Origin of the sequence: Pseudomonas sp. HY2-MNA-CIBAN-0224 (assembly GCF_040310285.1) — a bacterium.
GTDB lineage: Bacteria > Pseudomonadota > Gammaproteobacteria > Pseudomonadales > Pseudomonadaceae > Aquipseudomonas > Aquipseudomonas helleri.
Genome location: NZ_JBEOPQ010000001.1, coordinates 204,581 through 227,485, shown reverse-complemented (window position 1 = coordinate 227,485; position 22,905 = coordinate 204,581). Strand labels below are relative to the sequence as shown.

General features: G+C 55.9%; 38 protein-coding genes. 7 read left to right on the top strand and 31 right to left on the bottom strand.

Annotated elements, in window-relative coordinates; translation table 11 throughout:
* Positions 1-5 precede the first annotated feature (5 nt).
* From AAEZ03_RS01235 to AAEZ03_RS01185, 11 genes are all read right to left on the bottom strand, one after another.
* Positions 6-374, bottom strand: coding sequence for a hypothetical protein (locus AAEZ03_RS01235; RefSeq protein WP_048371855.1), 369 nt, complete (start codon positions 372-374; stop codon positions 6-8).
* A gap of 39 nt (positions 375-413) precedes the next feature.
* A complete protein-coding gene (locus tag AAEZ03_RS01230) occupies positions 414-998 on the bottom strand; it encodes a hypothetical protein (RefSeq protein WP_350575253.1) in 585 nt (194 codons plus the stop codon).
* 48 nt (positions 999-1,046) lie between these two features.
* A complete protein-coding gene (locus AAEZ03_RS01225; RefSeq protein ID WP_350575251.1) occupies positions 1,047-2,030 on the bottom strand; it encodes a major capsid protein in 984 nt (327 codons plus the stop codon).
* Positions 2,031-2,166: 136 nt separating this feature from the next.
* Positions 2,167-2,952 (bottom strand): DUF6651 domain-containing protein, encoded by a 786-nt coding sequence (locus AAEZ03_RS01220; protein WP_350575248.1) that lies wholly within the window; start codon positions 2,950-2,952, stop codon positions 2,167-2,169.
* A gap of 161 nt (positions 2,953-3,113) precedes the next feature.
* Positions 3,114-3,365: a hypothetical protein gene (locus AAEZ03_RS01215; protein ID WP_350575246.1), complete on the bottom strand. Its 252-nt coding sequence runs from the start codon at positions 3,363-3,365 to the stop codon at positions 3,114-3,116.
* A 7-nt stretch (positions 3,366-3,372) separates the two neighbouring features.
* A complete protein-coding gene (locus AAEZ03_RS01210) occupies positions 3,373-4,485 on the bottom strand; it encodes a hypothetical protein (RefSeq protein ID WP_350575244.1) in 1,113 nt (370 codons plus the stop codon).
* Positions 4,486-5,859 (bottom strand): DUF4055 domain-containing protein, encoded by a 1,374-nt coding sequence (locus tag AAEZ03_RS01205; protein ID WP_350575242.1) that lies wholly within the window; start codon positions 5,857-5,859, stop codon positions 4,486-4,488.
* 2 nt (positions 5,860-5,861) lie between these two features.
* Complete coding sequence (locus AAEZ03_RS01200; protein ID WP_350575240.1) at positions 5,862-7,181, bottom strand: phage terminase large subunit family protein; 1,320 nt, start codon at positions 7,179-7,181, stop codon at positions 5,862-5,864.
* A complete protein-coding gene (locus tag AAEZ03_RS01195; protein WP_350575237.1) occupies positions 7,156-7,632 on the bottom strand; it encodes a DUF2280 domain-containing protein in 477 nt (158 codons plus the stop codon). Before AAEZ03_RS01195 ends, AAEZ03_RS01200 begins: the two co-directional genes overlap by 26 nt.
* A 31-nt stretch (positions 7,633-7,663) precedes the next feature.
* Positions 7,664-8,287, bottom strand: coding sequence for a putative metallopeptidase (locus tag AAEZ03_RS01190; RefSeq protein WP_350575235.1), 624 nt, complete (start codon positions 8,285-8,287; stop codon positions 7,664-7,666).
* Entirely contained in the window at positions 8,244-8,723 is a 480-nt protein-coding gene (locus AAEZ03_RS01185) for a proteasome subunit beta (protein ID WP_350575233.1), read from the bottom strand. Before AAEZ03_RS01185 ends, AAEZ03_RS01190 begins: the two co-directional genes overlap by 44 nt.
* A 95-nt stretch (positions 8,724-8,818) precedes the next feature.
* On the opposite strand from AAEZ03_RS01185, the gene AAEZ03_RS01180 reads away from it, so the two are divergent.
* Entirely contained in the window at positions 8,819-9,160 is a 342-nt protein-coding gene (locus AAEZ03_RS01180; protein ID WP_350575231.1) for a hypothetical protein, read from the top strand.
* 40 nt (positions 9,161-9,200) lie between these two features.
* On the opposite strand, the gene AAEZ03_RS01175 is transcribed toward AAEZ03_RS01180, so the two are convergent.
* From AAEZ03_RS01175 to AAEZ03_RS01080, 20 genes are all read right to left on the bottom strand, one after another.
* Positions 9,201-9,518 carry a hypothetical protein gene (locus AAEZ03_RS01175; protein ID WP_350575228.1) on the bottom strand — a complete coding sequence of 106 codons (318 nt, stop codon included), beginning with the start codon at positions 9,516-9,518 and terminating at the stop codon, positions 9,201-9,203.
* Positions 9,518-9,889 (bottom strand): chemotaxis protein, encoded by a 372-nt coding sequence (locus AAEZ03_RS01170; protein WP_123749024.1) that lies wholly within the window; start codon positions 9,887-9,889, stop codon positions 9,518-9,520. Before AAEZ03_RS01170 ends, AAEZ03_RS01175 begins: the two co-directional genes overlap by 1 nt.
* A 629-nt stretch (positions 9,890-10,518) precedes the next feature.
* Entirely contained in the window at positions 10,519-11,100 is a 582-nt protein-coding gene (locus AAEZ03_RS01165; RefSeq protein WP_350575225.1) for a hypothetical protein, read from the bottom strand.
* Positions 11,097-11,699, bottom strand: a complete 603-nt coding sequence (locus AAEZ03_RS01160; protein ID WP_350575222.1) for a recombination protein NinG — start codon at positions 11,697-11,699, stop codon at positions 11,097-11,099. Before AAEZ03_RS01160 ends, AAEZ03_RS01165 begins: the two co-directional genes overlap by 4 nt.
* A 202-nt stretch (positions 11,700-11,901) precedes the next feature.
* The gene (locus tag AAEZ03_RS01155; protein ID WP_350575220.1) at positions 11,902-12,180 is read right to left on the bottom strand and encodes a hypothetical protein; all 279 of its coding nucleotides are present in this window, start codon (positions 12,178-12,180) and stop codon (positions 11,902-11,904) included.
* Entirely contained in the window at positions 12,177-12,665 is a 489-nt protein-coding gene (locus tag AAEZ03_RS01150) for a hypothetical protein (RefSeq protein WP_350575218.1), read from the bottom strand. The genes AAEZ03_RS01155 and AAEZ03_RS01150 overlap by 4 nt, the downstream gene beginning before the upstream one ends.
* Positions 12,666-12,688: 23 nt before the next feature.
* Positions 12,689-12,916 carry a hypothetical protein gene (locus AAEZ03_RS01145; RefSeq protein WP_350575215.1) on the bottom strand — a complete coding sequence of 76 codons (228 nt, stop codon included), beginning with the start codon at positions 12,914-12,916 and terminating at the stop codon, positions 12,689-12,691.
* Positions 12,906-13,079, bottom strand: coding sequence for a hypothetical protein (locus AAEZ03_RS01140; RefSeq protein WP_350575212.1), 174 nt, complete (start codon positions 13,077-13,079; stop codon positions 12,906-12,908). The genes AAEZ03_RS01145 and AAEZ03_RS01140 overlap by 11 nt, the downstream gene beginning before the upstream one ends.
* Complete coding sequence (locus AAEZ03_RS01135) at positions 13,076-13,642, bottom strand: hypothetical protein (RefSeq protein WP_350575209.1); 567 nt, start codon at positions 13,640-13,642, stop codon at positions 13,076-13,078. Before AAEZ03_RS01135 ends, AAEZ03_RS01140 begins: the two co-directional genes overlap by 4 nt.
* A complete protein-coding gene (locus AAEZ03_RS01130; RefSeq protein WP_350575206.1) occupies positions 13,639-14,097 on the bottom strand; it encodes a phage protein NinX family protein in 459 nt (152 codons plus the stop codon). Before AAEZ03_RS01130 ends, AAEZ03_RS01135 begins: the two co-directional genes overlap by 4 nt.
* Positions 14,094-14,264 (bottom strand): hypothetical protein, encoded by a 171-nt coding sequence (locus AAEZ03_RS01125; protein ID WP_350575203.1) that lies wholly within the window; start codon positions 14,262-14,264, stop codon positions 14,094-14,096. The genes AAEZ03_RS01130 and AAEZ03_RS01125 overlap by 4 nt, the downstream gene beginning before the upstream one ends.
* Positions 14,261-14,575, bottom strand: a complete 315-nt coding sequence (locus AAEZ03_RS01120) for a phiTE_015 family protein (protein WP_350575200.1) — start codon at positions 14,573-14,575, stop codon at positions 14,261-14,263. The genes AAEZ03_RS01125 and AAEZ03_RS01120 overlap by 4 nt, the downstream gene beginning before the upstream one ends.
* Complete coding sequence (locus tag AAEZ03_RS01115) at positions 14,572-14,760, bottom strand: DUF1382 family protein (RefSeq protein WP_350575197.1); 189 nt, start codon at positions 14,758-14,760, stop codon at positions 14,572-14,574. The genes AAEZ03_RS01120 and AAEZ03_RS01115 overlap by 4 nt, the downstream gene beginning before the upstream one ends.
* The gene (locus AAEZ03_RS01110; protein WP_350575194.1) at positions 14,757-15,533 is read right to left on the bottom strand and encodes a hypothetical protein; all 777 of its coding nucleotides are present in this window, start codon (positions 15,531-15,533) and stop codon (positions 14,757-14,759) included. Before AAEZ03_RS01110 ends, AAEZ03_RS01115 begins: the two co-directional genes overlap by 4 nt.
* The gene (locus AAEZ03_RS01105) at positions 15,508-16,491 is read right to left on the bottom strand and encodes a phage replication protein (RefSeq protein WP_350575191.1); all 984 of its coding nucleotides are present in this window, start codon (positions 16,489-16,491) and stop codon (positions 15,508-15,510) included. The genes AAEZ03_RS01110 and AAEZ03_RS01105 overlap by 26 nt, the downstream gene beginning before the upstream one ends.
* A 1-nt stretch (position 16,492) precedes the next feature.
* Complete coding sequence (locus AAEZ03_RS01100) at positions 16,493-17,302, bottom strand: Rha family transcriptional regulator (RefSeq protein WP_350575188.1); 810 nt, start codon at positions 17,300-17,302, stop codon at positions 16,493-16,495.
* A 2-nt stretch (positions 17,303-17,304) separates the two neighbouring features.
* Positions 17,305-17,706 carry a hypothetical protein gene (locus tag AAEZ03_RS01095; protein ID WP_350575185.1) on the bottom strand — a complete coding sequence of 134 codons (402 nt, stop codon included), beginning with the start codon at positions 17,704-17,706 and terminating at the stop codon, positions 17,305-17,307.
* The gene (locus AAEZ03_RS01090) at positions 17,693-18,118 is read right to left on the bottom strand and encodes a hypothetical protein (protein ID WP_350575182.1); all 426 of its coding nucleotides are present in this window, start codon (positions 18,116-18,118) and stop codon (positions 17,693-17,695) included. The genes AAEZ03_RS01095 and AAEZ03_RS01090 overlap by 14 nt, the downstream gene beginning before the upstream one ends.
* 20 nt (positions 18,119-18,138) lie before the next feature.
* Positions 18,139-18,759: a DUF8585 domain-containing protein gene (locus AAEZ03_RS01085; RefSeq protein ID WP_350575180.1), complete on the bottom strand. Its 621-nt coding sequence runs from the start codon at positions 18,757-18,759 to the stop codon at positions 18,139-18,141.
* A gap of 48 nt (positions 18,760-18,807) precedes the next feature.
* Positions 18,808-19,044 carry a helix-turn-helix domain-containing protein gene (locus AAEZ03_RS01080; RefSeq protein WP_331368589.1) on the bottom strand — a complete coding sequence of 79 codons (237 nt, stop codon included), beginning with the start codon at positions 19,042-19,044 and terminating at the stop codon, positions 18,808-18,810.
* A gap of 111 nt (positions 19,045-19,155) precedes the next feature.
* Here AAEZ03_RS01080 and AAEZ03_RS01075 point away from each other — a divergent pair, with 111 nt between their 5' ends.
* From AAEZ03_RS01075 to AAEZ03_RS01050, 6 genes are all read left to right on the top strand, one after another.
* On the top strand, positions 19,156-20,001 hold the full coding sequence (locus AAEZ03_RS01075; protein ID WP_350575540.1) for a S24 family peptidase: 846 nt from the start codon (positions 19,156-19,158) through the stop codon (positions 19,999-20,001).
* 50 nt (positions 20,002-20,051) lie between these two features.
* On the top strand, positions 20,052-20,258 hold the full coding sequence (locus AAEZ03_RS01070; protein WP_350575177.1) for a hypothetical protein: 207 nt from the start codon (positions 20,052-20,054) through the stop codon (positions 20,256-20,258).
* Positions 20,259-20,271: 13 nt separating this feature from the next.
* On the top strand, positions 20,272-20,499 hold the full coding sequence (locus AAEZ03_RS01065; RefSeq protein ID WP_350575174.1) for a hypothetical protein: 228 nt from the start codon (positions 20,272-20,274) through the stop codon (positions 20,497-20,499).
* Between the two features lie 35 nt (positions 20,500-20,534).
* On the top strand, positions 20,535-20,756 hold the full coding sequence (locus AAEZ03_RS01060; protein WP_350575172.1) for a hypothetical protein: 222 nt from the start codon (positions 20,535-20,537) through the stop codon (positions 20,754-20,756).
* 291 nt (positions 20,757-21,047) lie between these two features.
* Complete coding sequence (locus AAEZ03_RS01055; RefSeq protein WP_350575169.1) at positions 21,048-21,851, top strand: HipA family kinase; 804 nt, start codon at positions 21,048-21,050, stop codon at positions 21,849-21,851.
* Positions 21,852-22,676, top strand: coding sequence for a DUF3037 domain-containing protein (locus AAEZ03_RS01050; RefSeq protein WP_350575167.1), 825 nt, complete (start codon positions 21,852-21,854; stop codon positions 22,674-22,676).
* Positions 22,677-22,905: the final 229 nt, after the last annotated feature.

Below are 22,905 nucleotides of genomic sequence, written 5' to 3'. Positions count from 1 at the left end.
CCATATCAGCCTCTCACCATCTTGATTTGACCGCTTGAGGCCCAGGGTTTGATCAGGGACAGCGCGAATGCTTCACCTGCCGTAATGGCCTTTGAGCCTTCCGTGAACGACTTGGTTGTCGCCACAGAGCCTGCTTTGACTGAGGTGGTCGTAACCTCCCGCCCCTGCGCCGCGTAGAGATTCCCTTGCGCCGCTTCTCGGGCAACTTCGGCCCCGGCCTGGATGATGGGCTTGGGAACCGGCCTGATATTGGGTCGGACGCGCTCATCAAGCCAGGCGTTTGCCATCAGTACCGCCCGAGACTTCTTGTCTTCGGTGGTCCAGTCTGGCCCGAGGGCGCCGTCTACGTCTGCCACGGTGATGTAGGCTGCCATTGGGCCTCCGCTTGAATGAATGGGGCCGTGGCCCCGGTGTTACGCCTTCGGCAGCTCGTCAACCTGCTTTTGCAGCGACTCTTTCGAGGCGTTGGCTCGGTAGGTGACTTGGGCAGCGTCAAGCTTGGCTTTGAGTTCGGCAATTTCCGCCGCGTCTTTCGAGTCCTTTTTCTCAGACTCGGCGCTGGACAGCTTCGCCAGCAGTTCGTCAACCTTCGCTTGCAGGGTGACCACCTTCTGGGCTTCAGCATCGCGCTGTTGCGTCAGCGACTGAATGCCTTGGGTCGTGGACTCCAGCACCTGGAACAGGCGCTCAGCGGTCTGGCCAAGCTCACTCTCGGGGCGGTGAAGGTCTTGGCCTGCTAATGACTCAACGATCACGCCAACGTCCTGCAGCTCGCGGCGCAGTGACTCGATAACAACGCTATGCGAGTCGTCAGCCACAAGCACGACTGGCGTCGGCGCCTGCTTGAGCGTCACTTCCGGCGTATTTTCAGCTGCGCCGTCACGGTCGGTGGTCACGTTTGCATCAATGATGCGCAGGCCTGCCTCAGCGGCCAGGGCCTTCACATCTTCCTGATACTGGTAGAACGGACCCGGGAGATACCAAATATTGCTGTTCATGCATCATCCTCGCCGAGTCGAGCGCCTGGCTCGACCCGGTATCTGGGGTTACTTGGAAGCGTCACCGATGGTCAGAACGCCGGCGGTGTGCTTGTTCGACGTGGCGTTCTTGACCCAGTTGGTGCCAGTGGCCAGCGCGGCGTCACTCGGCGACTTGCCGCCGTTGACTTCATCCCAGGTGTAGCCCTTGACGCCCAGCCCGAAGGTGTAATCCACCTGCATGGTGGTTTCGATGCGCTGTTGACCGTTGGAGGTTTCGATGTTGCTGATCAAGTCAGAGCCATCGAACACGCTGGCCGCGCCCTCGGTCAGCGACAGCACCTTGAGCTTCGCCGGGCCTGCTGGGTTGGTTGTCGCTGCGGATGACAAGGCCGGAGCGTCAGTAACAACCACAGCCTTGCCGAGGATGTCGACAACGCGCACGTTCTGCGCCTGGAACAACTGGCTTGCGTTGTTCAGGTTGGCGCCGATCAGCTTGTGGAAGGTGACGCCGTTCATGATCTGCGCCACCAGGTTGCCGCTGTGATCGCCGAACTTGCCGTGGGCTTCGTTGATCGCCACGTAACTGATACCAGTAGTCGCCGACACATCGTTGACCACTGCCGCGTTGTTGCCGATCGCTGCGACCAGTGCGGCGATAGCGGTGTTCAGTTGGTCGGCCATCAAGGCTTCAGCGAAGTTACGCGAGGCAACCTCGACCCCCTCTGCGGTCGGCTTGTTCAGCCAAGTCAGCTGCGACGGCTCAAAGCGAATCGGACCGAAGCCGCCAGCAATCTTCACGCTGGAGTGCTTCAGTTGGGTCAGGTCGGTTGGATTCGCTGTACCGTTCGCGGCATAACGATCAACACGGCGCTGAGCCGAGTGAATGGCAGCAAAGAACGACTCCTGCAAGAAGTCGCCATCAAAGCCTTCAGTGGTGAGACGGATCGCACCGGCACTGGCCGCGTTGAACTTGTCCACCATCTGCGCCAGCGTCTCGATGGTCGCCGGCATGATGTATTTGTTGAAGACCTGCATTTGCGAAAGTGACATGTTCTATCCCTTCTGGGTTTTGCTCGGATGAGCGAGGTTTTAAATGAGTTGAGGCGTCCGCCTCTTGCGCCGAATCTCATCCGAGATACCAGCAGGAAGGCAGACCGTGAGGCCTGCCCTGTTTCGATTGGCGTGGTTAGCCCGCGCTATTAAGCTCGGGGAAGCGGCTTGCAATGGCGTTCGCGCGCTCCTGGCGGCTGCCACCCAAATCGCCTTTAAGCTGGTTCGGAAGACCATTTTTGCTGTCGCCTGCCCCGCCACCGTTACCACCCGAGCTTTTCAGGATCTGGTCCTTGTTCGGGTACTGGCTGACATACACCTCGATGGCTTCCTCGAAGTCGGCGTGCTCACCGTGGCGAACAGCCGAAAACAGAGGGTTGCCGTTGCCGTCGAGAGGAATCAGCTTGCCGTTTTCGACCTTCAGGCGATCAGAGAACACCTTCTGCGCAATGTCGGCCGGGATGGCCAACTTCTCGGCGATGTACTTGGAGCTCGCGAAACTGTTACCGATCAAGTAGTTGTTCAGGTTCTGCGTCAGTTGGGCGTTCTGCTCAGTCAGGACGCGCTTTTCTTCGGCAGCGGTGCGGGTTGCAGCCTCAACGGACTCGCGGGCCGACTTTGCGGCCGCGTCTTTGATTTCCTGAACCTTGCCCGCCGTGATCAGCTCGCCTTCTTTGATGTTCTTGACGGTAGCCAGGGCCGCAAGAGCTGCCGCACCGTCTTCGATACCTTCAAAGGACTTGAGCTTGCCTTCTGCGGCCTCCTTGGCCTCGCGGTGTGCCTTGGCCTCGCCGTTCAGACGGCCAATGGTGGCTACGGTCGCGGCGGCATCGTGTGGCACCTCGCGGCCGTCCTCCATCACATAAACCGGCTTGCCGTCTTGAACAACCACGTGACCGTTTTCGTCTAATTTCAGTTTCAAGATTTTCTCCTAGGCCATCCGGCCAGCGTTTTCGGCATCCGCCGTTCTGCGCCCCGTTCATCCGAACCGCGGGCATAAAAAAACCCCAGCGAATGCCGAGGCTTGAATTTTGGGTATGAAAAAGCCCGCACTAGGCGGGCTCTGGTGTTTCTGGTGCAGGATTATGTCAAGACAACCCGCTCACCCAGCATGAAGCAAAGGGCGCACAGCAACTGCTTGGTGCCGCCGACGGCTTTGCCATCCTTGTACATCATGCCGATTTTGGTCTGAATCACTTCAGCACCGCCGCATCTGTGGCAACGGATCATTGACGGCGGACGCGGCATGGCGCGCAGACGCTTCATCGCCTTTTCGTTTGGCGTGTCAGGCGCGGGCGTTCCGTCAATTACGTGGAATTTCGGTTTATCTGTCATGTGGCCATCATAGCCCAGCTTTGACGAACGCTGCAGCATCCCTTTCACGCAGTTCTTTGAGCGTGAGGAACTTCCCTTTGTCATTGTAGAAGTCGCCCGGCTTCAGGCCGCCATCGCGCAACAGTTTGGCCCGGTTGGGGCCGAGTATCTCGTCCTGCCTTGCAGCGCTCTGACCTTCCAGCCATTCGCCGTATGACGTTGACTTCGGAACTTGTCCGTCCATGCTCGCCCTTGTGCTCTCGGGCAACCCCTTGGACAGTCGCAACTCTTCCCAGCCCTTGATAATCGGGGTCGAAGTGCTGCGACAGCAGAAGTGAATACGACCGGGACCACTGAGCCACGGCACCTGGTGCCCCACCGGCTGGTGAGTGTCGTTCGTGTAGATCAGGCGATCGCGGAGCCTGCACTCTTCAGAGGTTTTGTTATCCAGGGTGCTGAGCCACGCCACCTCAGAGATCAGATCGCCATTGGCTTTGTAGTGCGCGTCCCTCGCGCCCTGCGCCGTATGGCTGATAGCCGTCCTGACCACCGCCTCAACATCCCTGCGGCTGCGATTAAGCAGACCATCAGCGTAGCCTTCCTCCTTGACGCCCATCACCCGCCGGACGATCTGCTCGGTCGTCTGGCCTTCAGTCATGCCGATTCTGATGCCGTTTCTGATTCGGGCGGCGCGCTCTTTCTCGAGATCGCCCATCCACTCCTTGAGCAGCTTGCCTTGGAATGGCCTTACCAAAGCAATCTGGCGCACCTGGGCAAGGTTGACCGTGTTCAGGGAGACCGTTACCAGCGCCTCTTGAGGAATGATCGCGGTGAACAGCGCCTTCTGATAACCAATTTCGTAGGCCGCGAGTTCGCTGACCACTTCAACCATGGCCTCACCGACTGAGGCGTAGATTGACTTGTTCAATTCCAACACCGAACGAAGCACGGTATTCATTCGTTGTACGGTGTAGGTGTCAGCCCCGGCCTTCATGACAGCTTCGATCAACAGCTTGCGAAGGTCCGCGTCAGCGCTGTTCAGCAGCGAGACGATCTTGCGCACCTCGGCGTTACTGAGGTGCTGCAGGTCGACCGCATGGCCGATTGATGCTGACTGTAAGCGCTCGTTAACCGTTGCCATTTACATAGTCCCCAGTGCTGGCCCCTGCTCCTCGATCCGCGCCCTTTCATCAGCCCAGTCGAACTCATCGCTGATCACGCCACGGCGCTGCATTTCAGAGAACAGCGTTTCATGGCTCAGCAAGCTTGAGTTGGTCATGTTAATGAGGCTTGGAATGCTGGTTTCAGGCGCATAGTCGATATCGAAGTTACCTTTGATCTCGACATGGCCACCTTCCGGAAGATTGCGATAGTTGGCCATGAGCTGAAATATCTGGGCGATGCAGTCAGCAAAATGGTGAGCCATGCGCATCAGCGGGCTTGTCTCTTGGCTCGCATCTTCCTGCGCCTGGGTCGCCGTCTTCGTGCCCGACTGATCCTTGCGCAGCAGCTTGGCGCCGGCCATTCGCATTTCGTCGATCAAGTCCAGCAGCGATTGGCGGCCCGCTTCGATAGCCTTGCCGCCATGTTCGACGAACTTCATATCGGCATTCATAGGCAGCACGGTTGCCGCTCCGGTACCCACCACCAGCTGGAACGGCAGCAAGTTACCGTTGCTGTCATGGTTCTGAGTTGGACCAATCACCGCCAGCATTGGCACGCGTGCGACATGAAGGATGTTGTCCTGATCGCTCTGGCTCTGCCAGTGTTTGATGTTCAGGTGCGCCAGTTCCATCATCAGAGGCTTTGCGCACATCAGGCCTACACGCTTGGTGTAGAACGTCACAAGCGGGATCACGTTCAGGCTTGTAACGCCCTCGTCGTGTAAAGCGTGCCCATCCTTGGTCTTGCGGTAAATCTTCCAAATGCCCGGCTCAAGGACACGCACCTGCTCAATAATTTTGATGCCGAAGTCACCGTCATCCTCGGTCACGGTCTCAAGGTAGCGAACCTGCGTCAGCTTGGTGCCGTCGTCCCGCCAGCCGAGAATCTGCATGGGGTGGATCATGACGACATAAGGGCGAAGACCTGCTGCATCTTCCTCGGCCTTGGTGCGCACACCGTCAGCCTTGGGGTACTCAACCAGGGCATGGCTCAGCCCGTAGGAAAGGCCAACCCGGAACCAGTTAACGCCCCAGGCGCTCAAGTCGTTGCCTTGGCGGTCAATGTCCGATGCAAACCCTTTCAACTCGTCCGGTATGTCATCACCGAGCTGAATAGGCTCAGCAAACACCCGATCGGTCATCGACACAACGGTTTCCGAGTAGGCCGGGAACAGCGTGGCGACACCCAGGCGCGTGGCGTAGGCCTCGTCTTCTTCGGCTGGATGCTTGGGCAACAGGGCTTGACCAGCTTTACGCATGGCCAGCGTGCCGCCCATCAAAGGCTCAGTGATTGCCCACTCGGCACGCATCGCCTTGATTGCGTCGGATACGGCGAATGGGTCATTACTCATGGCTAGATTCTCAAAGACTGTACGGTTGCTGTGTGTTGAGTGATCGGGAAGCGCTTGACGATGAAGTAGCCGGCGGCGTCATTCATGTGGTCATGACCCTTTTTCGGGTCTTTATCTGGCTCGCCCTTGTCGGTGTAGGTTTGACGCTCCAGGCACAAGGCCAGTTGGGGGCACTGATCGATATTGACCTTAAGGCGGCGCTCACCGTAGGTGTTGAGCAATATGGCATTCAGCGAATTGACTCGATCTTTAACGCTGGGGTTGACCGAATCCACAATCACCGAAAACCCAGCTTTGCGCAGCAGAGATATGTCGGACTCGCTTGCATTCTTGCTGCTGGTGTTCTGGCCGCTGGCATCTGGATAAACAGCGACGGAGTGCCCAGGGAAGCGAGCCTTGATCTTCTCAATCATTTCCGGCGTGTCACGCACCGCGTGGAACTCATCCAGCGCCAGCGGCAGCCCATCGCGCACCACATAGACCACAGCGCTCATCTTCATGACGTTAAAGTCCATGCCGATGTGCAGCGCTTCGCCTGGCTTGATTCGCTCAGAGGTTCGAGACTCGTTGCGATTAAACGTGTAGTAAACGACACCCGCGTAGTTCTCGAAGCTGGCTTCGTACTCTTGGCGGAACGTGCGCGGGTCCATCTTACGCCGGGCAGCATCCAGCTCTTCAGCCGGGACGTTGCCACCATCGAGCGAGGTGTAAAGCCAGCTCTTGTGGTCAGGTTCGTGGCCGGGCCGTCCATCCTGAAACGTGTCATAGCAGTGGTTGAAGCCCTTCGGGGTGCCAATGCGCAACGCGTGGCCACCCTTTCGAGACTCTCCGCTCGGGATTGTGTACTGGCAGGTCGAGAGCATCGGGCGTAGTACTTCCTCCCAAGCCTCCCACGGGCAGTCCGCCCATTCATCCACCAAGACAAAGAACAGGCCGGAGCCGCGCAGGTTGTCGTAGTTGTCGAGTCCCACCACGCGCATGACGTGGCCAGACTTGAGGGTGATTGAGCATTCCGTCTCGTTGGGCCGTGTAGCGCGCCATGCCTCTGGTATTGCCTGCTTGAGGCGCCGCCAGAACACACGTTTGGCCTGTTTGAAGGTCGGCGCGCCGTACCAGATCTCATCCTCGACACTCACGCCCCACTCGGCAGCGAGACGGGCGGCGCGGCGCATTTCGGCTTTGCCCAAGAAGGTCTTGCCGAACCGGCGACCGCATACAGCGTCACGAAAGCGGGCTTCAGGCTGAAAACCCCAAACGTAAATGTTCGCCTGCTTCGGCGTCAGCTTTACTGGCGGGTCATAGGTACGGGGTAGTCGGGACATTCTCATCTGGCTCCAGGGTGTACTCAGCAACGGCGTGCTGCTGGTCCGCTTGGGAGCCCAGGGGTTTCTCAGGTTCAATGCGGCGATTCACGTAAACATCGCCGACTTCTTTGGCGGCCTGCTCCAGTAGCTGGGCAGTCAGCGCCATGTTCTTCATGTTCTCGGCCTTCTCAGCCATCCGCCCAAGCGTGCGCAACCGATAGGCTCGGTTGGCGATCGGGATCTCGGCCGTCTCTTCGCGGAAACGCTTGCGGGTGTCGTGGAACAGGGTTACCCACTTGGCCGCCAAGCTCACCCCGGCACGCTTGGTTGGGTCGTGCTGCTCAACCTGCTGACGGGTCACATCAATATCGAATTCTTGCTTCACCGCTTGTGAGACTTGCGTCGGAGTGTCGAAACACGCCAAAGCCTGAACGATGAAGGCCTTAACATCGCTTTTCAGGGCTGCCATAGATTGGATTCCGTCTCATACCTGTCTCATATCAGGCCGACTTGAGCAGACAGGTTCCGCAGGCCCTCGCAATGTTCAATTTCCCCACCTCAGCAGGACTGTTTGCAGCATCCACCAACGCTTGAACGTCAGGGCTTGCACCGTAGCGGCGGACGACACCGACGAACTCTTCGACGTCGTGGCCTTGGAGTTTCAGTTTTGGGGCGCCCGTCTTGGTGAATGCAGGTTGACCGTACTTGTCGGTCGCGTGAGCCAGGTGATAAAGCTCGTGCTCGAGAAGCGCGCAGAACTCAAGGTCGCTGCACTGGGCGCAGTAGTCGGCAGCCAGGGTGATGATGAAAGCCGGCACGTCGCCAAACCAATCACGCATCTGTTGCTCCATCCGAGCTTTCTGCCAGCCACCGGCGCGGAAGGCTACCTGCTCGGCCTGGCCCAGAACCGTTCGGCCTTGCTTCTCAAAGCACGATGACGCCCACATCACTCGGATATCTGCATCCAGGAGGTGAGCATGGTCTGGGTTGTGAATGCTGCCGGTGTCGGCGAGGATCTCGGCTTGGAGCCAGTGCCATACCTCAGGCGCTGGTGTAAGGCGTATCCCGAAGTCAGAGAGATCAGACAGCTCGAGAAACGACGGCGGCGGGAGCGGTCTTTGCATTTGCCCTCACCTCGTCAATGATCAATGTGCGGATTGTTCCGCCGGTGTAAATGTCGCGCTTGGCCGCAGCCTCGACAGCCTCTTTTGCGGATGCGCCCATATCCATTGCAGCCAGCGCGTATGGAGCACCACAACCAATGGCGTCTGGATTCGACAAATCGAGTTCCTGCTTCCACACCCCAGTCTTGTCGTCATGCCCAACCAGCATCAGCTTTCCGCCATCAACGGCGTATCCTGAGCATTCCACGGGAACGGGTGAAGGTGTACTGAAGTAGGCAGCTATCAGGGCTGGAATGTCGCACACAGCCCCAGCCAGGAAGAAACGAACACCACTCACCAACTCAGACTTCTCCGCGTCATCAGAAACGATCACGCCGCTTCGTGTCTGGCGGGAGTCATAGGCGATAACGCCGTCTTTGTAGGCGATGGTTGTCATTTTATCCCCCTCTTATTTCCAAAGCGCCACATATCTTGATCGGCTCGCCAGATGGCGGTATTGATACGTCTCAACACTTAACAAGGACTAAGCGCATGGATCACAACAAGGCTGGAATCGTCATTCACACAAATAATGTCGAGCCAGAGCAGCTTACTAATGTCAAGTTTCATTTCGCCCCGGGTGAGCGGTCACTCTATGCGGGCGCAGACAACACTGGCGCAATTGTCCAACGGGCAGGCTGGCTAGGGATTCGAACCGATCCTTTTTCAGGCTGGCTAGGAACCTTCTTAATCGAGCTGAGGCCCACTAATGATCCACGCAGTGAACATATGTTTGAGGTGACACGCAGCTTCCACGAACCACTTCAGGACGGCGAGTGGTTGTGGTTCCCCGTGAAGCCGGTGGTGGTGACGGCCTATAACGATCACGACTAGATCGCGCCACGATTTGGCGCATACGAAAACGTGGCGCGGATTACTGCGATACCCGATTAAGGGCTTCGTCCGCCTTGTCGGCAGCCTGGGCGGCAGTGGTTGCGGCCTTCGATGCCTTGTCAGCAGCGCTGCCGGTCTGGCGGGTCAGCTCTTCCAGACGCTTATCCCGCTCGATCATTGCCGCGTCGTAGGCCCTGCGAATTTCCTGCACCTGACTGTTCTGCTTTTCGGCGAGGCGCCAGTCAGCGGCCTGATAGCCCAGCACAGCACCGCCGCACACCAGCACGACGGCAATGGCCCAGACCTCAGTCCTGCGCCACCAACGGCGAGCGATAAATTCCAGCGAGCATCTGTCCATTAGGCGACCCCTCCCAACTTGTTACGCAGGCGGTGTATCTCGTCGCTCTGTTGCGTTACCCGTTCGGTGAGCTGGGCAACCTGGCTGGTCAGCGCTTCGATCTTGCCTTCCATGCGGCCAACGGCTGCGGCAAGGTCGTTGCGCTCTTTCGCGAACTGGTCAGCGCGGGCTTCAGCCTCTTTGCGGGCTGCGCGCTCTTGGTTCAGCAGTTCGTTCAGGCGCTTAAGCGTGCCGATATCGGCGCTGTCCATTGCGCGGTCCGCTGCATCCTTGGAAAGAAATCGGCGCAACCAAAGCAGGCCGCCGAGAATGACCGTGGCACTACCGCCCAGCCAGGTGGCTGTGCCTGGGCCGAGATCGGTAGGATCCATCGTTACTCCGTATTGTTTGAGGTCTCGACCTGAACGTCGAAAGAATAAAAACGCTTGCAGCTGGGACGACGCAGCACCGCGTTATCGTCATTGCTCAGTGTTGATATCAACAGCAGTGGCAAAAAGCTGGATAGCTGCCTTACTGATGTTCAAATAGGCAAACTTGTAAGGGACAGACCAATGAAAAAGCTTTGCTTTTTTACCGCATCATTAATTTCATTTCAGGCTTTAGCATTCTCTCAGTCAGAAATATCTGGTAGCTGGGAATGCATGAGCCCAGGACAGACCTACACAATGATGATAGGTAATGACGGTAGCTTTGAGTCTCATCAGGGTGATGGCGGCAACTACGTGGGTAGCTACTCAATCGAGGAAAATTTCCTCCGCATAAATGCGCATAACACAAGCGATCAGCCCTCGAGCCTCGGTAGTAGCTACACAGTCGTACGCTTGGGAGAGGGGCAAATGGTGCTCGCGGCTGATGGTCAAATGATCTCCTGCAACAGGCAGTAATCTGTCACCTTTTTGAGGCAATAAAAAACCCGACTCGAAGGTCGGGTTTTATTTAGCAAGTTGCCGAAGGCAAAATTCTAATTACGGGAAAATAGTGCTCTCAGCCGGGCGGGAAGTCAAGCAGCCTCTTTCATCTTGTAAATTACCCCGCCAATTGGGCTCAATGCCTGGGCGTCAATGTCGTAGCAAGCATCAAAGCAGAGCTGTACAAAAGGCTCCCAATCTCGCCCCCAACGATCCGAAACCAGCCCTACCCCGTACTCCCCTTTCAGCCACGCCCTGAACGCTTCGGGCTTTGCCAGCGGATCCTGGTTTGAGGACTGGCCACCCTGGTGCATATAGCGATATCGGCGAAACACACCCTTGGCCACGTACTCGGCACGCTCCCGCTTGCTGGCCGTCATCCGCTCGACACGTGAAGAGGCCAGGTTGAACACAGCCTCTTCCGCTGTTTCCCGGTCGTCGTCGGTCGGCTCGGCGGCGTACATGGCGTTGCCGAAGGCGCGGAGTTGCGAGTGCAGGCGCGCAATTGCCGATTGGATCTGGCCGGCCAATGCGCCATGCACCGCATGGTCAGCAGTTGGGCCGCGCTCGGTCTTCTGCACAACGACACCCAGCACAGCAGCATCAGAGGTTTGGCCTGGGGCCGGGTTGTAGTTGCAGTCATGCCACGCTTGGCGTGCTGAGTTGATTTTCATGCCGCAGCCCTCTTCAGTTCTCTTGTTTTAGCCCGGTACTCAGCCTTGATGGCCTTGATTTCTTCGATGGTGTACTTGCGCACAGGGTGCGGCCCCTCCAGCCAAGCCACCTTCTCGGCGCCGATGCGCAACAACAGGCGGATGCGATACTCCACGGCATTGCCGGAGAGATTGCGGTTGCACTTCACGCACTGACGGTGAATGTTCAGCGGCTCAAAGCGCAGCTCTGGGCAAGAGCCGACGGATCGATAGTGCCCCGAATCCCAGCGGCTGCCAGTCATGAGGTCGCTATCGCTTGGCGTGGAATCGCAGCTAATGCAAGGCAGGTCGGCATCACGTAGGCGTACGTACTCGTTCACCGCGGCCTGAGCCTCGCGCAAGTGATCCGCCCTGCTCTTCAGCTTCTCCTTGCGAACCTTGATTTCCTTGCGCTCAACCTGAGCCAGTGATTTGCGTGCCTTCTCCTGGTGGCGCGGCGCATCGATGATTGCGCAGGTCGGGCTGCATACCGACTGCCCCAGGCGTGCAGGGACGAATGTGGCGCCGCATGTAGCCACCCGACACTTCTTCGCCTTGGGCTGTTTACGCTCGATAGTCATTGGTACACGCTCCCAGGCTGACCAGACTCATTGCTATCCGTGCATGCCAAGTCATGATCGCTCGCCCGAGGGCAGCGCTTGCAGCCACACTTGGGGCACAAGATCATTTTCGTGGACGACAGCGGTAGCCAGCCAAGCGGACCTTTGGTCCCAAGATTGTGCTCAGCGATACAGCGATGGCATTCGCAAGTAAGTGGATTGGTCACAAGCATGGCACAGCCTCCTTGGCTTTCTGCTGTTCGGGAATAAGGTCGCCGCGCAGAGGCATCAACCACTTCTCCCAAACGATTGCTTTGTCTTCGCTCACTACCCACACCGGGTCGCCGCCTTCCTGTTCATAGACGCCGGGGTCCATTGGGTCTTTTCGATCCACCGGGCTCACTAAGTGACGGCTGATCAGCTCGACGCATGTACCGATTACCGGCGGGAAGGTGTGGTTGATAACCAGCGCTAGGTCGCCCGGCTTGAAGTTATGGCTCATGCGGCCTCCTTAAATGCTTCGAACTCGGCCATTTCGGTCAGACGCTCTTCCGTGAGCGTCGGCCAGTCATGCAGGACCAGATACGCACAGCACTGACGCCAGAAGTCCTGGAATATCTCCTCCCCCATCGAGTCATAGGACAGGCTGCGCGGTGTCTTGCGGGTAAGCTGGCCAAGGCCGGGAATGTCGAACTGCTCTTCATCGCAGTAAACGCCCGACTCCAGCTGGAGAGCCTTGATGGCGTCATGGGACTGCTTGCCAGAGAAGCGGTCGATGTTCTGGCTCAACACCCGGCCCAGGCCATGTACCAATCCGTTGAACCGCGGGTTGCGCGGCTGCTTCAGCTCGGCGCGGATCTTCGTGTTGATTCGAAAATCACGCTCGCGGAGGATCGACCGATCAGCCTCGGAGGACGGCACGAATGCAGCGACTTCTCGGCCGGTGGCAGGATCGACCAGGCGGCGCAGCACCAGGTACACGGGCATTGGGCGGGGTTTCGCTGGCCTGGTCACAGCTGCACCCCCGCCTTCTTGCTCACCTTCCCTTCCGCCTCAAGCCGACGCATGGTTGCGCGCAGGGTTTTCAGGTCCCAATAGAACCGCAGGTACTTGCCGAGCAGGGTGATTTTGGCGTTCAGAAGCAGAGCAGCAACGATCAACAGCGCCAGCACCACAACAGCGCCACCCACCAGCATTACGCCGTAGCCGAGCCATAAGGCGATTGAGTCAAGAGTCATGACGCAGATCCTCCAAGGCCATTTCCAAAACAACCACCAGCAAAAGCAGCCAGAACAAAGGCCAGATCAGCACACAGCGGTAGAAGTGATTGAGCTTGGTCACGGGAAAGCCAGTGATTACAGCGCCGGCGAAGTAGATGCAGGCAAGAGCTTCCAGAGTCATGACTGCTCTCCCTTGCCTGAGGCGGCGTCAATTGCCTGATCCGCTTCCACTTCAACCAGAACGTGATCGCCGTCATCAATAGTGAGCTTCGTGATACACAGCGAACCGCTGTTGCACTCGCGAAGTCGGCGGTACCGCTCTGCATCCTTGCGCAGCGCCTCGTTCTCGGCCTGGAGCTTCTTGTTTTCAGCAACACTCAGCAGGCATGCACCAACTTCTGATTGATTCTCAGCCTTGAGGCGCTCAACTTCAGCCTTGAGCTGGTCGCGTTGCGTAACGACCTCGATTAGCTCAACTACTCGACTCCAGCCAGGAACTCCTTCCAACTCAGTCAGCGGAACATGTTGTTCTACCATTCGCTCAAGAAGCTTGAGAAAGCGCTCGTTCTCGGCGGTCAGTGCCAGGACTGCAGCAGGCGTAGCAAGCTTCAAAAACGCAGTAACAGAATCAATTTCGTCCTGATTCGGCCCGCTCTCACTGGTGATCGCCACATCAACACGTACGTCGCCCATTACTGCGTTTGCGGCATCGGCCAGCCGCTTCAATTCGGTTTTGTCGGTCATGCCAGCAACTCCTTTGGCACGTTTAGGGTGTCGCCAAGCTCAAACTGAGCGATTGCGCGCATGGCAACGATTAACGGGCTGTCCGGGTGATGGAACGACGCACGACGATACTTGCGCTCTTTGCCGAAGATGGTGGAGCCCCAAAAGCCACTCTCATACCAACCATTACGCTTATCGAATGAGCCAAAGTTCCGATGTACCAGGTTGCTCGGAGGGGTAAGCAACACCTGGTACTTCTCAATCAGCGGGCCACCCTGATTCCAGTCACTGGATGGTCGATAGCCAAAACCTTCTGCTGCACCACGAACGCTGAGGCTGGTGAATACGCCCTTTGGGCTGATCAGCGATCGGCCATCACCCTCAGGATCAACCCGATACCCTTCCGCCATTGCCACAGCCCAATCAAGAGCCGCGCCCAACAGGTCCTGCGTTTTCACTTCTACAAATTCGCTCATACCTCACCCCGTACACACTGAGTTTTGATATTGGAAAGCGTGCCTTCGAGCTTCTGGGCTTGAGCCGCCGCCTGCTCGCAAAGTTCAAGGGTTTGCATTGGGACCGAGGTCATTGCAGCCCCCTGGCCGTAGATGTAGAGGATGATCAGGAGAAATGGGGCAGTCATGGCTTCACCTTCAGGCCCGCGGCCTTAATGCTCTTCTCGCACGTGCTACGCATGCGAACGGCTGCGTTGTAGCCATCCATATGGCTATCATCGATGGCGTTTTCAGGTTCCTCTGGCACCGGGGGAGCTGGTGGCAGTTCAATCACCAAGGATTCGCGGGCCCCTTGCCAGGCCGCCCAACCAAGGTTCATTGTTTGATGGTCCGCGCCCATGTACCACTCGTCGACACGCTCAAATCGCAGCGTTTTTCCTGTGGTGCTAGCGTCAGCAACGGCCCACACCTCAAAATCGTCACGCATCTTGTCGGTCATGCCCGCTTCTCCGCTGCTTCTGCAATCAACACCATGCGCTCAAGGCGATCGGCTGCCTGGTTCACCAAATTCGCACCGTCCGCTTCATCGACAACCGGAATGCACACGAAATTGATTCCGTGATCAGCCAAGGCGTTGGCGGCTTCAAGAGCTTTGCGTAGCTGTACTGGGGTTGCTCGTTTCATGATCGCGACTCCAATTCTTGGGCCTGTCGGATAAGCAGCGCCCGGCGATCAGCCAATTCGTTGGCTGCATCAATCCGCATTTCGATTTTCTTTTCGTCGTTGGCTTTTCGCATTTCCAGCATTGAGTCCTTCACCGCCTGAAGCTTTTCGCGGAACTTGGCTGTGGGCCGTGCAACCTCTCCCGTGATTAGCCCCGCCAGAGCGCGGCCGTTCTCGGTGACAGGAGTAACGCTTAGGTCAGCCAGGTACTTCTGGCCGCGCTCGCGCGGAATACGCATCAGCTCAACGGCCTTGGTGACCGCCTGAATGCGGCGACTGGCATCGAAACCAACAGAGACGTGCCAATTGACTGGCTTGGCGTTTTCCCGGGCCTGGCTTACAAATCGCTCGTAAGCACTGATGAACGCCATCCGAGCGCCGATCTTGTCGCCAGCGTCGAGCACCGGTTTAGCTGCAGCCAGGGCCAACTGAATTTCGTCAGTCAGCACCACGGTTTCAGACTCGTCGTTGGTGGTCATGGCGATGGCCCATGCTTCATCCTTGCCCGGACGACCATCTGCGGCCTGTACGCGCTGGAGGATGGCAGCCAGGGTCAACTTGCCGGTCAGTTCCCGGCGGCACGCCCAAAGCGCATTGGCGATCGCTTCCATAGGGTGTTCAGCCAAATCCTCAGCCATGAGCTTGGCGGCTGGTGCGCTGAGGGTCTGCCCGAGTGTCTCGGCAGTGGCGCAGATGGCCATGCTGAGTTCAGCGGTTTCGGCGAAGGAAAGCATTGCTCTCACCCCCTTCCAAAATGCTGCGAGCGGCTTCCTCGGCAGCGTTCAAGTTGGCCTGCGTGTTTTCCATCTGGCGGGCCGTGGTTCCGTTCATTTGGCGGTTGGTTACCCACTGGGTGTGGTAGCTCTCAGCGTTGGCCAGCAGTTCGTTGAGGCTGTGGCACTTGCGAACAACACCGGAATCGCTGTTTTTCAGGTAGTGCGCGGCGACATGGTGGGCAACGTCGATACCAAGGCGGTCAACAAGCTGGCCCAGCTGGCCGCCTGCTTTGGCGTTCCACACCGGCCAGGTGCTGTAGCGCTTGCGGTAGGCCATGGCGTAGTTGGCCCAAGCCTTGAAGGTTTTGCAGGTCTGGTCTTTGGGGCCCGGCATGTCAGCAGGGATTTCAACTCGTGGAGCGTCAGAGCGGTCAACAACCAGCACCAAGCCGTGGGGCTGCGCCGGCTTGCCGGTGGCGTCCCGCAAATCCTGATTACTGGTTCCCTGATTGGTACCCTGATTATTGGTATCCTGATTTGTCGGAGATTTTTCCGACCCTTGCGCGGATTTTTTTCCGACCTTGCTCGGAGATTTTTCCGAGGTAGATCGGATTTTTTTTCGACCCGCGAGAGCGTCAGAGGTCGGATATTTTTCCGACCCATCGAGTTTTCGATTCCACTCTTTGGCCTTCTCGGTCAAACGAACCAACGTGATGTTCGCAGTGCTGGAAAGCTCGATAAGACCAGCATCGCGCAAGGCTTTCAGGAGGCGGTAAGCGGTGTCCGGCTTGTCGGTGAGCAGCGGCAGCTCTTCGACGATCTTTGCCTTGCTCAGAGCGAAGTAAATGCCGGTGTCCGTCTTGATTGGGTTGGCCCAGCTCGGGCACTCGTAGACGAAAGCGAACAGCAGGGCTTGCTGAGAGTTCAGCCCCCACTCAAGCGCCTTCACCTGGTTGATCGTGACGGTGTATTGCATATCAGGCCTTCCCGACCAATGCGGCCAATTCAAGGAAGCGATCTACGTACCAGTGCGGCTGCGTTTCGCGGGGGCATTGAGGGCTTGTGAGGTTTTTGCCGTATTGCAGGCCTTTGTCAGTAACACCCCAGAACTCCACGGTTTCCCGCTTTGAATTCAACCGAGTCAAAGTTTTCAGGAAGCCATGGGCAGCCAGGGCGCGGTTGAACGCAGCGGCTGTACTGCTGATGCCGTTTTCCTTGATGAGAGCGGTCACGGCCTTGGTTGGCATTGAGCTGCCGCCTGTAGCGTCAGGAGCGGCGTCAATGGCATAACCAGGGAGAAGCTTAGCATCCAGTCTGTTGTTGGCAGCAATCTGAGTCAGCATCATCATTTTGCTGGAGGGGGCCGGTTTCAGTAGGCGGTCGAAGCACTCCAGGATTGCCAGCTCGCCAACAACCTTTGAGTTGTTAGTGTTCGGCGTTGCATGGGCGGTGACCGCAAGCTCAAGCTCCTGCCAGCGATCAACCAGCCTCGACGTGAACTCAGGCGAAAGCTGGGCAACGATGACGTAACTGTCTCGCTCACCAATGTTGTAGACGCGGGTGGCTCGAGGGCGCCCCAGCTTGTCCCTTGACCATTCATCCTCAGATTGAGGATGGACCAAACCGCTTGCGGCCAGCTCTTCGATTGTTCGCTTTACGTTGTCGTGACGCTTCCCCGTGACTTTTGCGATTTCTCGGGATGACATAGTCCGCGCCACGTTTTCAGATTGCGAAAAACGTGGCGCGGGATTGTTGGGGCTATTGCCGGTATTTAGTGAACTGTGCATAATCAGCTCCAGGATTTAGCTGTAAGTGCTGTACGAGAAACCACCCTTGCCCGGTGGTTTTTTTGTGCCTGCGATTTGGTGTTGCGGGTGAATTGGGTGTCCGGCGCATCCGTGGTAGCTTTTTGCTTCCACACGAAAAGGCCCGGGAGGCCGGACATATGAGCTACACAAAGGAGAGAGTTAACTACGGGATCGAATGGCAAGATCGCCTTGACGAGATAGTTCGCAAAGCGGTTCCAGAAGGAAGTGTCATCGGCGATCAGGATTACAGGGCAGCTGTTTACAAGGCATTTCCCGCCTACTTGCTCTTCTGCTTTTGCGAGAAATACCGGCAAAAGCACGCCACTCACTGGCAGGGTTTTGAGGGTTTTATCCCAGCCCAGCTCTACCTCATTGAGAAGCATCATTGGCTCCCTGATCAGGCTTTTGCTCTGAGCGAAGAGCAGCTTCTTCTTTTGCTCCATCAGGAATTGGTTGAGATGCGACTTCCTCAGCACGCACACCAGAAGCTACAGCAGAACTTTGGGTATCTTGATGTTCGTGGAGTGCGCTTGAATCCGCCTGAGGATGCAGATCGCGCATAGCCCGGTAATCCGCCATGGACTGAGTGATATGGCGGATTCGCTCAAGCTCTGATTCCAGCGCCTTAATTTGCTCGGCAAGGGGAAGATTGGTTGGCCAGATAACAAATGGCTTGCCGGGCGAATCGAGAGCTGCAATCCCCGCCAAGATTTGGCCGGCAGCCTCGACCGGAGAGCCGGACGCACGCGCCGCAATGGCTTGGACTGCGATTTGACGAAGACTTGTTTCGAGCATGTTTTTTCTCCGAGTCAAATTCAGGCTATGGATTTCAAAGTTGGCCGGCCCGCAGCCGCTATCAACTGCTCAGCTTTGCGCCCCAACTCCCCTGCCTTGGCTTCAACTTGACGGCACTGCTCGGCGAACGTCGGCAAGAGCGGCAGGTCCTGCTCGCACATAACCTGGTCGTCGAATACTTCACTGCCGGTGTTGATCACCTCGCCAAAGGCACGGATGAGCGCGCCAAAACTCTTGTTCGCGCACTGGTCGTCAGTCATTTGCTTGGCACCTGTCAGGCCGTAGCGGCTGGCAAGCTCGTTAATGCAGTGGTCGCGGTATTCCGGTTCAAGGGCGTTTACCCACGATTCCTCCAGCCAAGACGGCATTTCCTGATCCCCTGACAGCCAGCGCTGCACGCGCTTGAGCCAGCGGCCGGTCGCTTTCACAAACTCGCCCGCGTTGCTGGTGAGTTCCGGCGAATTGAAGTCAGGAACGTCCTTCTTGGACGCTCTCTCAGGAATGGCCAGATGAAGCTCACGGCTCAGCGCTTGGGCAAAGTCGTCCTGGCTCAGGCTGGTGCGAGCAATCTGGTTGGCTGCATGCGCGACCAGAACCTGATCGCGGGTTAGCGCTGTGTGTCTGGAACTGGACGTTTGCATGAGGTCCGCTCTCTTTTAGTCTGGCTTCAATGGAAAAGTGGATGAGGATCAGGCCGCGCCGCGCAGAACCTTGTGCGCCAGATCGAGAAGATCCGGGCGCAGGCCTGCAATGGTGATCTCACCGCCTGAGGCGTCTTGCAGGCGCTCAGCAAGTTCGGCGGAAGCCTTGCGGTGACCGCCCGCCAGTTGCCAGAGATGGCCTACCGTGGTCTTTGCGGCGTCCGCGACAGCCTTGCGCCGATCATTTGGAGCGCTGGCTAGCCAGTCACGCAGATGCACATTCATTGGATTCTCCTTACATATAAGCGAAATTTAGCTCACGGCTAATATCGCAGCAAGGAATATTTAGCTTTGAGCACATTTAGCATTGAGCTAAACGCTGGCATTCTTGAGCGCATGGATATTTATGCGATTCGCAAGCAGCAATTAATCAGCCTGATCGGCAACCAGAAGAAAGGCGTTTGCGCTGAACGCTGGGGGATGGCTCCTGCTCACCTGAGCCAGATCCTGTCGGACAAGACCGCCAAGAACCTGGGTGATGACGTAGCGCGCCGGATTGAGGCCGTTGAGGGGCTTCCAAGGGGCTGGTTTGACTCGCTGCAACCAGCCGACGAGCGCGACCATGCCGCTTCGCAAGACCTCGAAAACAAGGCATCAGTAAAAGAAACGTCATCGCCATTGAGCGCTGCTGACCAGGTGAAGCAAATGCTTGCCAAGGTCAAAGGTCTTTCTGGCGAAATTCGAGAAAAGATCGTTGCCGTTGCTGACGGTGCAAGCGATGGGCTGGCTGTTGATTACTTCAAGCCAGGCCAGGTCGGTGATGAGGTTTGGATTGCCCATTACGACGTGCGCGGCGCAATGGGTGGCGGGGAAGTTCCTCACGACTACCCGGAAATGCTCCAGGACGTCAGGGTGAGCCCTCAACACCTGCGCGAAATGGGTGTTGAGTTCAAAGAGCACTTTCATCTGAAGGTTGTTACGGGCTGGGGCCAGTCCATGGCGCCGACGATCAAGCATCGCGACCCCCTGCTGGTAGATGTAACGATTCGCGAGTTCTCAGGGGACGGGATTTACCTGTTTTCTTGGCAGGGGCACCTGTACATCAAGCGACTGCAAATAGTCGATGAGGATCACTTCGAAATGATCTCCGACAATGAGATGCATCGCCCCCGCCAGATTCGGAAAGATGACACATACATTCACGCGCGGGTACTCCTGGTATGGAATGCCAATCTGGTGTGACCCGATACAGGGCTGCGCTTCTTTACTGACGAGAACAGGAGCCCTACCCCATGCAAAACGCACCTGGAACTGACGGCATAGCCAAGTCATACGAAAACCTGCATGACCACAGCCAACAAATGCGGGTTAAGGCATGGGTAGAGATTCAGGCGGGCCACCTACAGGAAGCTGAAAAGCTTCTGTTCTTGGCCGATAAGTATGATCGGATGCTGGTGAAGGTGCTTGCGCGGAATGAGTCGGTTTGGAAGCGGAAGTGAGGCTGAGGTAATTATGGGGCTTAACAAACCAACGCAGGAACTACGGAGCGACCTGAAGGCAGCAGCCTCTGCTTTGGAAGATGCTGCACACGATCTGTTCCGCGAGGCGAAAAGCTACGCAGAGCCTGAGTTCCTCGCTGCGATGGAGAAAATCAGCAAGCTGCATGACCATGCGGATAGGCTGATGGTGCTGGCGGAAGAGGTGAAGTCAGGGCGTATAACAAGGTCTGCGAAGCACTGACTGCGTGGGCCGACCTGGTATGAAAGGTTAGAAGTATGACCCAATGGCGAAATCAGAGCTTCTGGAGCAAGTTTTGGATTTGTGCCTGGTTGGCGCTACTCATGGTCACTCCAGGCGCTTCCGACGCTGGCTGGATGGGCGGAGGCTCATCCAATCGCAAGCGAGTCTTCAGCCCGGGCTTCGTTGTGCTCTGTGTTCTCGTGGCTGTGGTTGAGTTGATAGCGCTGAATCACTTCTATGGCGGGTGGATGAGGTGAAAACTGAGTGATTTGGATCAATGACTATCCCCAAGAGCGCATGTGGAATGAAGCAAACCCAATCCAGATCAGTGTCGCGACATGAAAGAGACTACAACTCTTCTCAAGTGGTCGGGTGTTGATCCGATGCCAATAGCTGTACAGTTGACCAAGGCCCGCGCCAGGTTAAGGCCCGCATCCTGAGAAAGCCTAGGCTGAATGATATGGCGCTCGAGAGATTTGTGGCTTATACAATAGCGCTTGGATTTCAAAAAACATAAGACTAAAGATTCAGTAGATAAGGATATGCGCATGACAAACACTACAGGGACAGGAAAGGTATCCGCATCAAAATCGACATCCAGTTCATCAAGCGGGTATCAGAAAAGGCTATTCCCTGTAGATATCCTTACTGAATATCCGAACAACCAAGGATCTGCCGACCTCCAGCTTATTATTAATGGAAGGGATGGTCGAGATTACGCAGTAAAAAAACCTAGCGACGGCAGAGGAAGGGTTCCCGCTAGTGAATTACTATGTTATGAACTAGCATACCGCGTAACTATCCCAACTCCAAATTACGCCTATATAAATCTATCCAACGGGGATACTGGATTTGGATCAATCTGGGAGGGTGGAGTTATGAAAATAAGCCACATAACTCAGGTGATGCAGATCCTCCAATACCACATCAAAGTTAACAACATAAGAACATTCCTGAGCCGGCTATATGCGTTTGATATATTTGTAAATAACGACGACCGCCACTGGGGGAACTATCTATGGAGACAAAGCTTTGATAACAGTTTTATAGCCTTAGCATTCGACTTTAGCAGAGCTTGCTTCGAAACTGGACATGCCGGCTTCGAAGCTTTTCTCCCGGACTGCAACACCCAAAAATCGTTCACACTAATCAATCTCACTATGAACTATGATCGAACCGAAGCCATTAACTGCTTAGATATGCTATCATCTATCTCTAGTGAGGAGATCGAAGACATACTAAACAATATGCCTTCAAGCTGGATGACTGTTAAAGAGAAAAGAAATTATATAGAGTGGTGGGCCTCAAGCGCCAGAATAGAACGAATTGAAAACATCAAAAGGAAGATCTGAATGAAGAACTTCAAGTACTCCATAATTAAATATATGCCCGACCCAAGGCGTGGTGAAATCATCAACGTCGGGCTGATTATTTTCAATGATAAAAAACTTGATGTTCGAGTTCTAAATGCTTCTGCAAAGCTTAGAATGATTGATGGAAACGCAAGCATTGTAGACATGGAAGATCTAAAAGCTTCAATTGAAAGCATTTCAGATCTTTCCCCCTCACCTGAAATAGCCCGACACATCCTTGAGGGGTTTAAGTCACCAAGCTATCTATCCGCCATAGCTGAATTCACCATTGATGACGGCAACCAATATGAGCAGAGAGTAAGCAACCTATTCAACTTACTTATAAAGCCTCACGCATCAAAAGAAAGAGCCACTAGAACACCTAGAATCCTTAGTCATTTAAAAGACAGATTTGAGTCATTGGACCTGCTTGCCAAATCAACAGATGATTTGAGTAGGCACAAAGTTGTCTACAACTATCCAATCAATGAAAAAAGCGGATTCCACGCCGATTTCTTGCTGAAGAATGGCCGCTACCATATAACCGAAGCCATAGACTTCAACGTTAACGACCTCAACTCTAAATTAAAAGAAACATCTATGAAGATGATGACTTTTATGGAGGGTAGAAAAGCACTTGGAGAGGATACTGGCAGCTACTTTGTATACTCTGCCAAAAGCAGCATTGAAAATGAGATCACCTCCCATCTAAACTTAGCTAGCGACTATAGCGATGAGCTTTTCAATTTAGCAAACCCGAAAGACAATGCACGCTATTTTGATATAATTTGCTCCTTAGCAGGCCAAAATAGGCTAATGCATTAAAGACAGTTTATCAATTGTGAAGCCCTAGCCAATTACGGGCTTCATATACTCCCCTTGCAACCCCCTATACCTCGCCTACACTCTAAGGACCAAGATTGAGGCTCCATCCTCTTGGTGCCTGCCCGAATGCTCTACCCAGCACGCGGGCTTTTTTGTAGCTGCAATTCGTACTTGGCTGCCTACTTGAAGTCCTGCATCCGCCACCTACACTTATTAATGCCGGGTGACT